Below are 12,881 nucleotides of genomic sequence, written 5' to 3'. Positions count from 1 at the left end.
CTACTCGTCGGAGGCGGGGGCAACCGATTCGGCCCCTGCGTCATCCGTCTTCTCGCCTTCATCGAAGGCCTGCGCCTCGCCCTCGGCGATGATCTCGCGGGCGCGCGCGAGGACCCCATCAAGCACCCCGTCCCAGCGGGTCCCACGCGGGCGCAGTTCGACCCGGCGCTCGCCGTCGTCCATGGTTTCAAGGTTGATGGTGTCACTGTCGTAGGCCGCCTCGCCGCCGGTGGCGCGTTCAACGTCAATTTCGAGGCGCTCGGCCGACATCGCTTCGGTCTTCCCCTCGCCCCATTCGACGACGATCACGGCTTCCTCCAGGCAGGAGTCGAGATCGAGGGTTTCAAGGTCTTCAAGGTCGCGGATCCGGTAGGCGTCCGCGTGGATGAGATCGGGGCCTCCCGACAGGCTGTGATGGACTCGGGCAACAATGAAGGTCGGGGAGGCGACCCGGCCTCGCACCCCCATCCCTTCTCCGATGCCCTGCGTGAAGGTGGTTTTTCCCGCTCCCAGGCCGCCGCGCAGCATGATGAGGTCCCCGGCCTGCAGGACCTCCCCGAGGGCTCTGCCCACTGCTCGCGTCTGCTCGGGTGAGCGGGTGGTCGCCGAAAGCGGGGCATTCATCGGGTCTCCTCCGTCAGGTCATGTCCGGTCGCACAACGCGGGGCCGACGGGAGAGCCGTCGGCAGCGGCATGGACCATTGTCGCACTCCCGGGATCTGCGGACATCGAGAATCCTCACCCGCCGTCGAGGCGCGCGGCGATGAGACGCCAGTGCTCGAAACGCTCCTCCTCCCACGCCATGACGGACTCGTCGGGGAGCACCTCTCTCGATGTGAGCGGCATACGCGGAGCGCCTGCCGACACTGCGGCTCCGAGTGCGGAGGCTTCCGCGACGTGCAAGCGCTCGACCGGCCTGCCGAGGACTGATGCGATGACACGGCACCACGGTTCCGAGCGGGCGCCCCCGCCGAACACGCGTAAGGTCTCGGCCTCCGATCCCATCCGGCGCCAGCGGTCGCCGACCTCGAAAGCAACCCCTTCGTATACGCACCGCGCAAGGTCGGCCCGATTCGTCCCCAGGCCGAGTCCCCACATCACGCCCCCGGGGGCATGCGGCCACCCGTGCTCCGACGGATCCGACAACCGGGGGAAGAACAACGGAGCGTCGGCCGCGGGCTCCACGGCTGCGAGCTCGTCACTGAGGTCGTAGCTCTCACCGGCGAGCACGGTCCTGACGAACCAGCGGTGAGCGGCCCCGGCCGTCGGAATCGCAGCCTCTCGAACCCATTGACCCGGTTCAAGGAAACTGAACAATGGGCCGCCCCATGGGAGCGGAGCCTCCGCCCGGACCTCAAGCGCGCCCGATGTGCCGAGGCACAGCGTCGCTACATCGGGCCCTATCCCCGCCGCCATTGCTGCGAGCTTCTGATCCTGCCCGCCGACACGCACCGGGATCGTTCCGACCCTGAGACGTTCGCCTATTTCCCGGCGAAGGACTCCCGCCTCCGTTCCGGATTGACGGATCTTCGGGAACAGATCGCTGTCGATCTCGAGAGCGTCCAGCAGGTCACGGTCCCACAGACCGTCCTCGAGCGAAGCCGCCATCGAGGCCGATGCGAGCGTGCGGTCGGTCACCGCTTCGCCGACGAAACACAGGTGGAGCCAATCCATCGGCTGCAGGAAAGCACCCACCCGTTCGTAGTTCTCCGGCTCGAAGCGCCTCATCCACATGATTTTCGGCAGAGTGTAGACACCGGACCAGGGCTTTCCGGTGCGCGCCACGACATCTGCCGGATCGACGCGTGCGGCGAGATCGTCCATTACATGCGCACCGCGCTCGTCGAGCCAACTGATCGCGTGACGAATCGGCACTCCCCTCCGATCCACCGGAATGAGGGAGATCCCCTGCGAGGAAATGCCCAGCGCTTGGACGCTCGCTGGTCCGACCTCGTCGACCACGTCTCCGATCACGTGACACGAGGCCTCCACCCATTCCCACGGATCCTGTTCTACCCTCCCGTCCGGGGCATGGACGGGAGGAGCCTCTGCGTAGGAGCTTGCGACGACTCGGAGTTCCTCGTCCACGGCGAGGCACCTCACGCCGGTCGTCCCGACGTCGAGACCGAGCCACACGGGGAGCACCGTTATCACTCTCCGATGATCTGGACCTGGCACTGCCTGGGACGATCACGGATCTGGTCCCAGTCGACGAAGTAGATGTAGCCGAACTCACCGAGATCGAGCTCGCCGTCCACCACGACGATTGTCTCGGAACGCCCGAAGAAGACGCTGCGCAGGTGCGCGTCCGTGTTCAGGCTCGTCCACTCGCCTTCTTCCTTCGCCTCATCCATGGCGAAACGGATGTGCGCGGGCCCGGGATGCATGTACTGTCCCTCGACGAGGCACTGCGGAACGATGCGCTCCATCGTGTTGACGAGATCCTGCTGAAGATACTCGAGGCCGTAGTAGGTCTTGTCGTGCGAACACTCCTGCGTCAGGACTGAACACGTCGTGTGATGGCTGTAGACGACCGCGATTCCGTCTTTCACTCCTGAACGCTTGAGCGCCGCCTTCACCTCCTTCGTCACGTCATGGAACGTCGGATGGTTCCTCTTGGACTGGAGATCGATCGTTTCCCGGTGCACCTTCATCGTTTCTTCCCTTTCCGTGGTGATGGTGGGCCGTCATGAACGCGGACGCGCGTCCCACCCACGACGCGCCGCGCGAATCATTGCTTCCGCCATGGCCGACGGATCCGGCGCTGTCGCGATCGCACTCGACGATCCCGTCGCGTCCGCCCCGTTGCGGATGACGGCCTCGACGTCCGCAGCTGTCGAGATCCCCGCCCCCTGAAGGACGCGCACACCCGGATTGATCTCGCGCACCGCACGATTCGATGCCTCGACGTAGTCGAACCCCGACGGCTTGCCAGTCCCGATGAGTTCCGTCGGTTCTGCGACGAGAAGGTCGGGACCGAGGGAGGCCACCGCACGGACCTCGGCGAGAGAACTCGCGCACACGGCGGTCGCGAGCCCGACTTCCGCGGCACGCTGCATCGTTTTTTCAAGCACGGTGAACGTGATCGGATGCTCCGCGTGGTTGAGCATCACCATGCGCACCCCCGCCTCGACGAGGGCCTCCGGAAGGATGTCCGTGATTCCTCGACCGGGACGAATGGGATCGAGGTGAGGGACGCAGACGAGGATGTGCTCGACACTATCGACGACCGCGCGCGCCTCCAGGATCGGCGAAGTGAACACCACGGTCACGTCGTGTTCCTCCGACGCCCGATCCGCCGCACGGGCGAGGGCGACGACGTCCGCCCCGTAGAGGTACGCCTTCGGACCGATCTCGAACAGGGGCCGATCGGCGGGGATGGCGTCCTTCATCGTCCCACCTCCTTCGCGAGACGCGTTCCCACTGCACCACCGGGATGAATGAGGCCGAATTCCGCCGAGGTGAAGCCCGATATCGCGATCATCGCCGCGAGGACAGCGTCGAAGAGCACCCCAACCACTGTGTTCGATGTCGTCGCCATGGTGCCGAGCGGATCGGACTCCCTCGTGATGTAGAGCGGGAGGAGTATGTCTGAGCACGCCGCCAGCTCAGAGTCGAGGTTCTCGGTCAGCCCGATGAGCGTCGCCCCTCGGGCATTGACGACGTGCATGATCGGCACGAGTTCCTCCGTCCCCCCGCCCCGGGTCACCATGACAACGGCATCACCGGCGTGGACGGCTCCCAGTCCACCGTGGACCGCTTCCGACGGAGGCATGAACTTCGCCGGATTATCCGCACAGCACAGCGAGTGCGCGAACTTTGCCGCCGCCAGACCTGACGAGCCCGAACCGACCGTGATGATCCGCGGCGCCTCGAGGAGAACACGGGCGACCCTAACGATCTGCTCGAGATCCGCCCGTTCACGGAGCACCGCGAGTGCTCCCGCCTCGATCCGCAGTGCTTCCTCGGCGGCCAGGATCGCCGCTCCATCTCGTTCCTCAGTCATGACGTCCTCCTTCGGACACACCGTCGATCCACACGTCCTCGATCTTGAGGGACAGTCCGTCCCAACGGGCGAGGACGAGATCCGCCCTCAGCCCGGGGGCCACCTCGCCCCGATCGGCGAATCCCATGAGGCGAGCGGGAACCCTCGAACCCAGATCCCACGCCTGAGCGAGTTCCGCGCCCGTGTGGCGAACGAAATTCGCCACTGCACGGTCCATCGTCAGCGAACTCCCCGCAAGACCCCCCGAAGCCGTGAAATTGAGGTCAGCGGGACCTTCATGGCCCGCACCGCCACACTCCGCCGTGCAGTCAGTGACGAGAAGCGTCCTCTCCGGCCCTTTCACCTTGAAGATCAAGCGGAGCAGGTCCGGTCGGACATGCGCCCCCTCGGAGTCCGCGATCACCTCGGCGCTGATGGAGTCCTCGAGAAGCACCGCCTCGTCGACACCGACTTCCCGGGTCCCGCCGAAGCGAGCAGGCTCGACTGCAGCACCCGTGGCGTTCATGAGATGCGTCGCCGCGCGCAAACCGCGCGGCATGAGCGCTCGGATCTGATCGCGGGTCGCCTTCGAGTGCCCCACGGAGAACGTGAGCGCACCCCGGGTCGCCGCCTGAAGGTCGTCGACCATTCGCGTCACTCCCTCCACCTCGGGAGCGATCGTCATCCACCGAAGGCTTCCCCTGCTCGCACGTACGTACTCCATGTACTCCTGCGGTCTCGCCGGGCGCGACCACTCCCGATACGCGCCGAGTTCGGGATGGAGGAAAGGGCCCTCCATGTTGACTCCCACAACGTTCACGGCCGCAGGATCGAGCGCGGCGTCGGCCGCGACGGCGAGCGCTTCCACTTGCTCACGCGCGTCCGCATGGAGGATCGTCGTCGCGAGAAGGGACGTCGTCCCATGCTCGAGGTGGAAACGCGCTGCGGGGAGCGGATCCTCATGGAACCAGCGTCCGCCGCCCCCGTGACAGTGGATGTCGATGAAGCCCGGGCCGAGGACGAGGCCCGTCGCGTCGACGACCTCCGTTCCGGGTTCCTCGGCGATCTCCTCCCTCGGCGTGATGAGCGCGATCCGCCCGTCGACGACGAGGACGTGATGTCCTTCGAGCAGGCCGTTCGGAGTGACGAGCGCAGCTCCTGCGATGCACGTTCTCATGGCTCAGTACTGACTCTCGAAATCGCAGACCACGGGAGCCGCGATCTTCTCCGTCACATAGAAGTCCGCTCCGAGGAGCTGCATGATCGAAGTCGGGACGAGCGGAGTCACAGGACCGTGGATCGCCAGCCGCGACGCCGTGCGCTGCCAGCTCGAGAATGTCCCGCGCGTCGTGATCCCGTGCATTTCGACGCGACGCTTGGACCGCACCACGTCGAGCGGACCGATAGTCGCCGCTTTCGGCGGGACTGAGGCCACGTCACCGGAGGCTCCGAAGGATCCGTGGAGGGAGTTCTGAGCGATCGTCAGTGGATGAAGGGTGACGATCCTTGCCCCCTGGGTGAGGAATTCGTCGAGGTCTGCGGAGAATTCGGCCCCGGGTTCGACGAAGGCGAGATGGCCGGTCCATCCGGGACCGGTGTAAACGACGTCCGCCCCGCCGGCTTCCTCGATCATCTCCGAGTACCGGCTGATGTTCTCAGTCGTCGGATGGATGAACTGCTCGGCGGGCATGCGGAGCTCCGGATCGAGCTCGTCCCAGAAGAAGCGTTTGGTCGACGCGATGAAGCTCTGGCGGTACTCCAGACCGGCGACGTTCCCGTCCTCGTCGGCCCATTCATCCATGTTGAAGGTCGTGACGTGGCTGAGATCCATCCGCACGGCGTTGAGGATGCGCGCCACCTCTCGATATGCCGGATTGGGGTTCGGCAGGACGAGGACACAGCGCCTCCCCTCGACCTTTGCGCGCACGATCTCGCCGACCATGTCGGAGACCATCATCGTGTTGAGTCCCGCATCGGACACGACGCGGATGCGAACCCCGGGATTGTCGTGGTGGAGGAACTCCTCCCCGGTCAGCGCGTTCACGCGGTCGATCGCGTCCCGGTCCCGGAAAGGGATGAAGTCCGCGGGGGCGAATCGTTCATTGAACGTCATCGGTGCCACCATGCCTTTCGTCATCGAAGAGATCCGCGAGGAGTTCGAGTGCCGCCGCCGCGAGACGCGCTCCGGCATTCACTTCCAGGAGGGAATTGCCCGGCTCGTACCCGCCCTCCTCGCGGGCAGCGGGGGTAACGCAGTAGCCCGGCAGATCGCCGTTGGACAGGGTCGACACCCACGTCCGGGTGAAGGGTGAGGCCCGGCTGACGGAGAGCCCGAAGTCGCAGAAGAGCTCGCCGGGCATGAAGACCAGCGCCGTCCTGCGGTCGAGTGCGACGACCGTGACCTCGAAGGGCGCGCACCTGGCGAAACGGGCTCTCGCATACTCCTCACCCCGCCGCGCGTTGCCCAGTTCGCACTCCTTGCCGAGCACCGCGAGGTTCGCGTTCTGACGATCGAGGTAGGGGGCCCCGGCCGCAACGAGATCCGATTCTTCAGCTTTCAGTCCGACGAGCTCGGACTCGATGCGCCGGATCGGCGAATACGTCCTCGGTAGCAGCTCGACCGTCCTGCTCGTGAACGCCAGCCTCCCCACCCCCAGGGGTGAAGCAGATTCGACGGCGCCGACGAGGGCGCGCCCGAGTTCCGCGCCGATCCGTTCGGCCTCCGCGAAGTCCTTCGTCCGCGCGAAGTACCTTGGCGACTGATCCCCTGCTGCTCCCATCGAGTACAAGAGGACGGCGCCGTCGAAGGCCTCGTGAAGGCTTGCGCGCGTGCCGCCCGGGAAGTCGGCGCTGACGAGCGTGCTCTCACCGTGGAGGATCGTCGGGTGCAACGCGTACTTCGTCCACACGGCACGCACGCGACCTGACAGGTCCTTGACGACGAGGGCCGGGAGCTCGTCGTCGACGGGGCCCTCCTCCGGGTGGCGCCTGTTCCCGCCCACTCCCTCATCCGCACCGCATCTGCCGATACCGACTTCTATTCGCGCGTCGAAGGCCGAGGCCACCGCCTCGGATACGGCACCGATGCACGCGCGGCGGACCGAGGCGATCCATTCCTCGTCGATGATCGTCTGGAAGTCCGGCTGATCATCGGAGGCTTCGAAGACGACGCTCATCCACGGGGCGCTGTGCGTGTGGGAGCAGGTGATGATGACGGCGGATGGGTCGATGCCCGTCTCCTCGGCGACTCCCTTGCGGATGCTGTCGGCCTGTCCTCGTGTGATCCAGAAGAGGTCCGTCGCGATGAGGATGAGGCGCCTCCCCGCTTCCTCGAGGCAGAGGACCGAAGCGACGAGCGGGTCGTGCGCACCGGTGTTCTTCCGCTCGAAGTAGGGATAGCCGCCGAGTTCGACGCCGAGCGGCGGCGTGATATCCGCGACCGCGACCCCCGCTTTCCATGACCTGCTCATCAGTCGAGTCCCTTTCCGGCGAGCCCGTCCCCCACGTTGAGGACTGCGTCCACCAATTCCTTCGTCTCCGGTGCCGACGGTGAGAAGAAGAGGCGCGAGGGCTCCCCCTTCTCGACGACGCGGGCGTTCGACATCACGTAGACCCGCTCGGTCGTGCAGCCGACCACCGATAAGTCGTGCGCGATCATGACGAGCGCGAGACCGAGGTCGCGTACAAGGTCCTTGAGGAGGTTGAGGACCTGCGCCTGGATCGACACGTCCAGCGCCGAGACGGGCTCATCTGCGACAAGCACCTCCGGGCCGGGGATGAGTGCGCGCGCGATCGCGAGGCGCTGGAGTTGGCCTCCGGAGAACTCGTGCGGGAAGCGCTCCACCACGCGCGAGTCGAGGCCGACCTGATCGAGGACGGTGAGGATGCGCGACTCGGCGTCGCCTTCGATTTTGAGGGACCTCATCGGCTCCCTGAGCGCCTCACCCACCGTCATTCGAGGGTCGAAGGAGGACTTCGGATTCTGGAAGACCATTTGAACGGAGCGGCGGTAGGACAGCGTGTCGAAACCTCTCGCCCAAACGTCGCGCCCGCGGTGGAGGATCCGCCCTCCGGCCGGTTTCTCCTGGCCGACGAGCATTCGGCACAGCGTCGTCTTACCCGAACCCGATTCCCCGACGATCCCCACGGACTCACCCGCGTGAACGCAAAAGTCCGTCGCTTCGACCGCCGTCAGGACCTCGGCACGACGGAAGGGATTCGTCCGTGGAAGCGGATACCTCTGCGTCGCCTGTTCGGCCGCGAGTACGGGGATGCCTTGTTCGTTCACGAGCTCACCTCATCTCCGTTCCGGACGGCCTCGTCGCTGCCAGCTTTCCAACACGCCACGCGCACGCCGTCGACCGTGAGAGTCGGAGGACGCCTGTTGCACGTCTCGTGCGCTTCGTCGCAGCGATTCGAAAAGGGACAGCCTTCAGGCATGTCCTTGAGACTCGGGACCGAGCCGCGGATGAAGGGCAGGCGGGACGACGGGTGGAAGTTCTCCGGGTCGAGGACGGGCTGTGACCTCAGGAGCGCACGGGTGTAGGGGTGCCGGGGCGCGCCGAGGACGGCCTGGACATCACCGAACTCGACGAGCGTCCCGCCGTACATGACGCCGACCTTCCGACAGGTCGCGGCGACGACCGGGAGCGAGTGCGTGATGAGGAACAGGGCACTCCCCCGCTCCTCGACGGTGCGGTTGAGCAGGCGGAGCACGCGTTTCTGCACCGTGACGTCGAGGGCGGTCGTCGGTTCGTCGGCGATGATGAGGTCGGGGGAGCATGCGACGGCGGTCGCGATCATCACACGCTGTCGCTGCCCGCCCGAGAGCTGGTGGGGGTAGGCGTCCTTGAGGTGTTCGGCACGGGGAAGCCCCATCTCCTCGAAGAGCCGGACGACTCGCCGCTCGGCCTCGGCCCGTGGAAGATGCTCGTGCCGACGCAGAACATCAGCCACCTGCGCACCCACCCTGCGCACCGGGTTGAGTGCGAGCATCGGGTCCTGGAAGACCATCGAAATCGTGCGGCCGCGCCTGTCGGCCAGTTCTTTCTCGTTCATCGTCAAAAGGTCCGCCCCGTCGTGGATGACGCTGCCCGTCGCCGTCCATGACGGTGGGAGGAGTCCCATGATGGACAGGGCCGTCATCGACTTCCCCGATCCTGACTCACCGACGAGACCGACGCGTTCACCGCGTCGGATCTCAAAGTCGACGCCCCTGACTGCCGCGCGGTCACCGCTCGCGACGCGCAGGTCGCGGACGCTGAGAATCGTCGAGGTCGTCATCGGTCGGCCCTCCGCAGTTTGGGGTCGAGCACGTCGCGGACGCCGTCGCCGAGGATGTTGAGGCCGAGAACGGTCACCATGATCGCCGCGCCCGGCCACATCGCGAGCGGGGAATCGATCCCGACGGTCTGCTGGGCTTCCTTGAGCATCATTCCCCAGGAGATTTCGGGACGGTTCACCCCAACCCCCAGGTAGGACAGTCCCGCCTCAGTGAGGATCGCGACGGCGTAGTACTGGCTCGCCTGCACGAGGAGGATCGAGAAGATGTTCGGCAGAACGTGACGGACGGCGATGAACGGTTTCGAACGTCCGTAGAGTTCAGCGACCTTCGGGAAGTCCTCGGCGAGGATCCTCAGCGCGTTCGCCCGCACCATTCGAGTGAAGGCCGGCGTGAAGAAGAAGAGGAGGGCGAAGATCGTCGAAGCGATGCCAGAACCGATCGTCGCCGCGAGTACGAGTGCGATGACGACGCCGGGGATCGACACGCACACGTCCATCGCGCGCATGATGAGTTCGTCGGTCGTCCTCCCGAGGGAGGCCGCCGTCAGACCGAGAGCCGTGCCCGCCACGACGCTGAGGCCGCAGGCACCGGCAGCGACCGCCGCGGAGTTCTTCGCACCTGCGAGGAGGGCGCTGACGACGTCGCGGCCGAGAGAGTCCGTGCCGAGAAGGTGACCGGGCGTCCCGGTCGGCGCGAGGCGGTTCACGGGATCGATGGCGTTCGGATCGCTCGGAGTCCACACGAGGGAGACGATGAGCACGATGAGGTAGAGGGCGACGATCGCACCGCCGACGACGACGGATCCGTTGGAGAGCCACCGGTTGCCCGGTCGCTTTCTGCGCTCCTTCGTTCGGCTCCGGCTCCGTGCGTCGGCCGCGCGCGAGGATTGGACGCTCACTGTTTGCCTCCCAGGCGGATGCGGGGGTCTAGAAGCCCGTAGAGCAGGTCGATGATGAGATTCACGATGAGGACAAAGAGGATGATGAGGACGACCGTGCTCTGGACGACGATGACTTCTCGTGCCGCGACTGCGGCGAGGAGCATGCGTGCGAGTCCCGGGAGCGAGAAGACCGTCTCGACGATGACCGTCCCGGAGATGAGGTCGATGATCTGGATGCCGACGACTGTGATGACGGGGAGGATCGCGTTGCGCAGCCCTACCTTCATCAGCGCTTCAGTGCGGGTCATGCCGGTCGCCCGCGCGGTGCGGATGTATTCCTCGTTCATGATGTCGAGGACTGCGGTGCGCACGTAACGGGTGAGGCTCGCACTCAGCGTCAGTGAGATCGCGATAGCCGGGAGGATGAGGGATTTGAATGCCTCCACCGGGTCCTGACTCCACGGTGTCCATCCTCCCGTCGGGAGGAGGTGCATTTTCACCCCGAAGACGAGGGCGAGGAGCACTCCGGCCCAGAACACGGGAATCGCAATGCCGACCTGGCTGAAGAAGGCGATGATTGTGCCGATGAACGAGTCCTGCTTAACCGCGGCGTAGGTACCGAGGGGGATGGCGATGACGAGGGAGAGGAGGAGCCCCATCAACGCCAGCGGAATGCTCACCGGAAGGGCGCCCGCGACGAGTTCGGTGACGGGCTGCCCTGTGCGGAACGAATGCCCGAGGTCGCCCGTGAGCAGATCGCCCATCCACGTGAAGTACTGCTCGTGGAGCGGACGGAGGAGGCCGAGCTCCTCCTGGAGTTTCGTGATCGCCTCCGCCGAGGCGTGTTGGCCGAGGATGATCGCCGCCACGTTGCCACCAGCGGCTCGGATCAGGATGAAGATCAGGACCGAAGCGGCGAAGCCGGCGATGAGGAAGTAACCGACACGCCTCAGAGCGAAGGAGACCATGGGATCACCACGACATCTCGTAGACCGGGATCTCCTGGAAGACGACCGACGGCGCGCCGGCGTTCTTCAGGTTCGGTTTGGCAAGTCCGATGCCGTAGGTGTAGGTGAGCGGGACGATGACCATGTCCTTTTTGAGGATCTCGTTCGCCTGTGAAAGGAGCTCGTCGTACTCGGCGGCGTCGCGCGCCGCATCCGCTCGGACGATGAGATCGTTGAGTTCAGAGGAGCAGTACGTCGTCCACCCCGCGGACTGGGGGTCCGGGCAGGCGAACTGGGTGATCCCTGCCGGGTCGCTCATGTTCGTCACCTCGAACTGGGGCGGGCGGCCTTGGAAGATCGTTTGGCTGTAGCGTGCGAGGTCGATCGCCTCGCGATCAACCGTGATCCCCGCAGCCTTGAACTGTTCGATGAGGACGTCCGCGGGGAGGGAGAGATCGGGAACGTCGCTGAGGGAGACGAAGCGGCTCGGAGCGCTCCCGAGTCCGAGTTTATCGGCGAGTGTGGCCGCTGTTGCGGGGTCTTCCGGCGCGGGGCAGGTATCGGGACTCGCTTTCTCCACCCACGGGTCGGTTTCGAGGCCGTAATCGCAGGTCGGGACCATGGCCCAATCTGCGTTCACTGCAGCGACGAGTGCTTCACGGTCGATCGCCTGGGCGAAGGCTCGACGCACCTCGGGATTCTTGGTGTTTGCTCCGTCGGCGTTGAGGACGAGGTACTGCTTCTCACCCATGGCCGGGTTCTGGAGGAGAGTCATTGTCTCGTCGAGCTTCTGGTTCTTCAGCTGCTCCCACATGTCGTTCTGAATGAGCGGCATACCGTCGGCCTCGCCGGACTTAAGAGCATTGAGGGCTGCGGCACCGTCGCTGATGATGCGGATCTCCGCCTCCTCTATTGCCGGTTTCTTCCCCGAGTAGTTGGGGTTCGTTTTGAGGACGATCCGAGAGTTCTGCACGTATTCAGCGATGACGTAGGGCCCCGATCCGATGGGGGCGGTGGCGATCTGCCCGAAAGCCGCCTCAGGCTGGATGAGGCCGGGAACCGATGTCATGCCGCGGATGAATGCCTGACTCGGCTGTTCGAGGACGACCTTGACCTGCTCCTCACCGACCGCTTCGATCGAGGTGACCTTGGCGAAGGCGCCGGCCCAGTTGGCAATGGGACTCTCCTTCATCTTGGTGAGGGAGAAGACGACGTCCTTCGCCGTGATGGGGCTTCCGTCGGAGAATTTGTTGCCCCTGAGGGTGAAGGTGTACTCGGTGTACGCGTCGTTCACCTCGACGTCGGCGAGTCCGGAGCCGATCTCCCCCTTGTCGTCCATCGTGAGGAGGGGCTCGACGACGTTGCCGGGGACCCAGTTGAGCAGAGCCGTCTGGAGGCTCGTCGTGTAGTCCAGGGTGCCCGGGTCCTGTCGGCTGATGAGAACCACTTTGTTCTCTGCCCCTGTGGCGGCGCCTCCATTCGACGCGCCGGATGACGCCCTGTCCGATCCCCCGCATGCCGTCAGCACCATCGCTGCACTCATGACCAGGGCGATCACGCTACCAGTCCGTGTGGTACGCATGTCTCTCTCCTTCCTTGGAGCGCGAAACCAATTGAAGCATATCAATCATCACATTGCAATACCTCTCAAATACATTCCATACAATTGCAGAATCTTCCACATGAAGGGCGCGATCCCAGCGCGATTCGGGCGGATCACAGGGATTCCAAAGCAGAATGAAGCGCACTTCTCGCGGCACGATGCGCATGACCGCACGCAGAGTT

The 12,881-nt window shown here is 65.2% G+C and carries 13 protein-coding genes; all 13 read right to left on the bottom strand.

The genetic code is table 11. The features are described from left to right. The 13 genes from tsaE to JFX23_RS01360 all read right to left on the bottom strand — a co-directional run bounded on the left by tsaE (position 1) and on the right by JFX23_RS01360 (position 12,678). A complete protein-coding gene (gene tsaE / locus JFX23_RS01420; protein WP_198775365.1) occupies positions 1 to 624 on the bottom strand; it encodes a tRNA (adenosine(37)-N6)-threonylcarbamoyltransferase complex ATPase subunit type 1 TsaE in 624 nt (207 codons plus the stop codon). 114 nt (positions 625 to 738) lie between these two features. Continuing rightward, positions 739 to 2,154 carry a xylulokinase gene (locus JFX23_RS09570; RefSeq protein WP_198775356.1) on the bottom strand — a complete coding sequence of 472 codons (1,416 nt, stop codon included), beginning with the start codon at positions 2,152 to 2,154 and terminating at the stop codon, positions 739 to 741. Beyond that, positions 2,151 to 2,654, bottom strand: coding sequence for a YjbQ family protein (locus JFX23_RS01410; protein WP_198775354.1), 504 nt, complete (start codon positions 2,652 to 2,654; stop codon positions 2,151 to 2,153). The genes JFX23_RS09570 and JFX23_RS01410 overlap by 4 nt, the downstream gene beginning before the upstream one ends. A gap of 33 nt (positions 2,655 to 2,687) precedes the next feature. After that, the gene (locus tag JFX23_RS01405) at positions 2,688 to 3,392 is read right to left on the bottom strand and encodes a triose-phosphate isomerase (protein WP_198775352.1); all 705 of its coding nucleotides are present in this window, start codon (positions 3,390 to 3,392) and stop codon (positions 2,688 to 2,690) included. Then, a complete protein-coding gene (locus tag JFX23_RS01400) occupies positions 3,389 to 4,006 on the bottom strand; it encodes an SIS domain-containing protein (RefSeq protein WP_005962189.1) in 618 nt (205 codons plus the stop codon). Before JFX23_RS01400 ends, JFX23_RS01405 begins: the two co-directional genes overlap by 4 nt. Continuing rightward, entirely contained in the window at positions 3,999 to 5,162 is a 1,164-nt protein-coding gene (locus JFX23_RS01395; RefSeq protein ID WP_198775350.1) for an N-acetylglucosamine-6-phosphate deacetylase, read from the bottom strand. The genes JFX23_RS01400 and JFX23_RS01395 overlap by 8 nt, the downstream gene beginning before the upstream one ends. A 3-nt stretch (positions 5,163 to 5,165) precedes the next feature. Next, entirely contained in the window at positions 5,166 to 6,098 is a 933-nt protein-coding gene (locus tag JFX23_RS01390) for a sugar phosphate isomerase family (RefSeq protein WP_198775349.1), read from the bottom strand. Then, positions 6,085 to 7,455: a neutral/alkaline non-lysosomal ceramidase N-terminal domain-containing protein gene (locus JFX23_RS01385; protein ID WP_198775347.1), complete on the bottom strand. Its 1,371-nt coding sequence runs from the start codon at positions 7,453 to 7,455 to the stop codon at positions 6,085 to 6,087. The genes JFX23_RS01390 and JFX23_RS01385 overlap by 14 nt, the downstream gene beginning before the upstream one ends. After that, positions 7,455 to 8,273, bottom strand: a complete 819-nt coding sequence (locus tag JFX23_RS01380; RefSeq protein ID WP_198775338.1) for an ABC transporter ATP-binding protein — start codon at positions 8,271 to 8,273, stop codon at positions 7,455 to 7,457. The genes JFX23_RS01385 and JFX23_RS01380 overlap by 1 nt, the downstream gene beginning before the upstream one ends. Beyond that, positions 8,270 to 9,268, bottom strand: coding sequence for an ABC transporter ATP-binding protein (locus JFX23_RS01375; RefSeq protein WP_198775336.1), 999 nt, complete (start codon positions 9,266 to 9,268; stop codon positions 8,270 to 8,272). The genes JFX23_RS01380 and JFX23_RS01375 overlap by 4 nt, the downstream gene beginning before the upstream one ends. After that, positions 9,265 to 10,167 carry an ABC transporter permease gene (locus tag JFX23_RS09565; RefSeq protein ID WP_198775334.1) on the bottom strand — a complete coding sequence of 301 codons (903 nt, stop codon included), beginning with the start codon at positions 10,165 to 10,167 and terminating at the stop codon, positions 9,265 to 9,267. The genes JFX23_RS01375 and JFX23_RS09565 overlap by 4 nt, the downstream gene beginning before the upstream one ends. Next, the gene (locus tag JFX23_RS01365) at positions 10,164 to 11,117 is read right to left on the bottom strand and encodes an ABC transporter permease (protein ID WP_005962196.1); all 954 of its coding nucleotides are present in this window, start codon (positions 11,115 to 11,117) and stop codon (positions 10,164 to 10,166) included. The genes JFX23_RS09565 and JFX23_RS01365 overlap by 4 nt, the downstream gene beginning before the upstream one ends. Positions 11,118 to 11,121: 4 nt before the next feature. Then, the gene (locus JFX23_RS01360) at positions 11,122 to 12,678 is read right to left on the bottom strand and encodes an ABC transporter substrate-binding protein (RefSeq protein WP_005962197.1); all 1,557 of its coding nucleotides are present in this window, start codon (positions 12,676 to 12,678) and stop codon (positions 11,122 to 11,124) included. Positions 12,679 to 12,881: the final 203 nt, after the last annotated feature.

The organism is Schaalia cardiffensis (assembly GCF_016405145.1).
Lineage (GTDB): Bacteria > Actinomycetota > Actinomycetes > Actinomycetales > Actinomycetaceae > Pauljensenia > Pauljensenia cardiffensis.
This window is presented reverse-complemented; position numbering and strand designations above follow the sequence as displayed.

What these genes read in the sequence shown, in the direction of transcription:
- tsaE (WP_198775365.1), bottom strand. Translation starts at nt 624, where the DNA reads ATGAATGCCCCGCTTTCGGCGACCACCCGCTCACCCGAGCAGACGCGA.
- JFX23_RS01410 (WP_198775354.1), bottom strand. Translation starts at nt 2,654, where the DNA reads ATGAAGGTGCACCGGGAAACGATCGATCTCCAGTCCAAGAGGAACCAT.
- JFX23_RS01405 (WP_198775352.1), bottom strand. Translation starts at nt 3,392, where the DNA reads ATGAAGGACGCCATCCCCGCCGATCGGCCCCTGTTCGAGATCGGTCCG.
- JFX23_RS01400 (WP_005962189.1), bottom strand. Translation starts at nt 4,006, where the DNA reads ATGACTGAGGAACGAGATGGAGCGGCGATCCTGGCCGCCGAGGAAGCA.
- JFX23_RS01395 (WP_198775350.1), bottom strand. Translation starts at nt 5,162, where the DNA reads ATGAGAACGTGCATCGCAGGAGCTGCGCTCGTCACTCCGAACGGCCTG.
- JFX23_RS01390 (WP_198775349.1), bottom strand. Translation starts at nt 6,098, where the DNA reads ATGACGTTCAATGAACGATTCGCCCCCGCGGACTTCATCCCTTTCCGG.
- JFX23_RS01385 (WP_198775347.1), bottom strand. Translation starts at nt 7,455, where the DNA reads ATGAGCAGGTCATGGAAAGCGGGGGTCGCGGTCGCGGATATCACGCCG.
- JFX23_RS01375 (WP_198775336.1), bottom strand. Translation starts at nt 9,268, where the DNA reads ATGACGACCTCGACGATTCTCAGCGTCCGCGACCTGCGCGTCGCGAGC.
- JFX23_RS01365 (WP_005962196.1), bottom strand. Translation starts at nt 11,117, where the DNA reads ATGGTCTCCTTCGCTCTGAGGCGTGTCGGTTACTTCCTCATCGCCGGC.
- JFX23_RS01360 (WP_005962197.1), bottom strand. Translation starts at nt 12,678, where the DNA reads ATGCGTACCACACGGACTGGTAGCGTGATCGCCCTGGTCATGAGTGCA.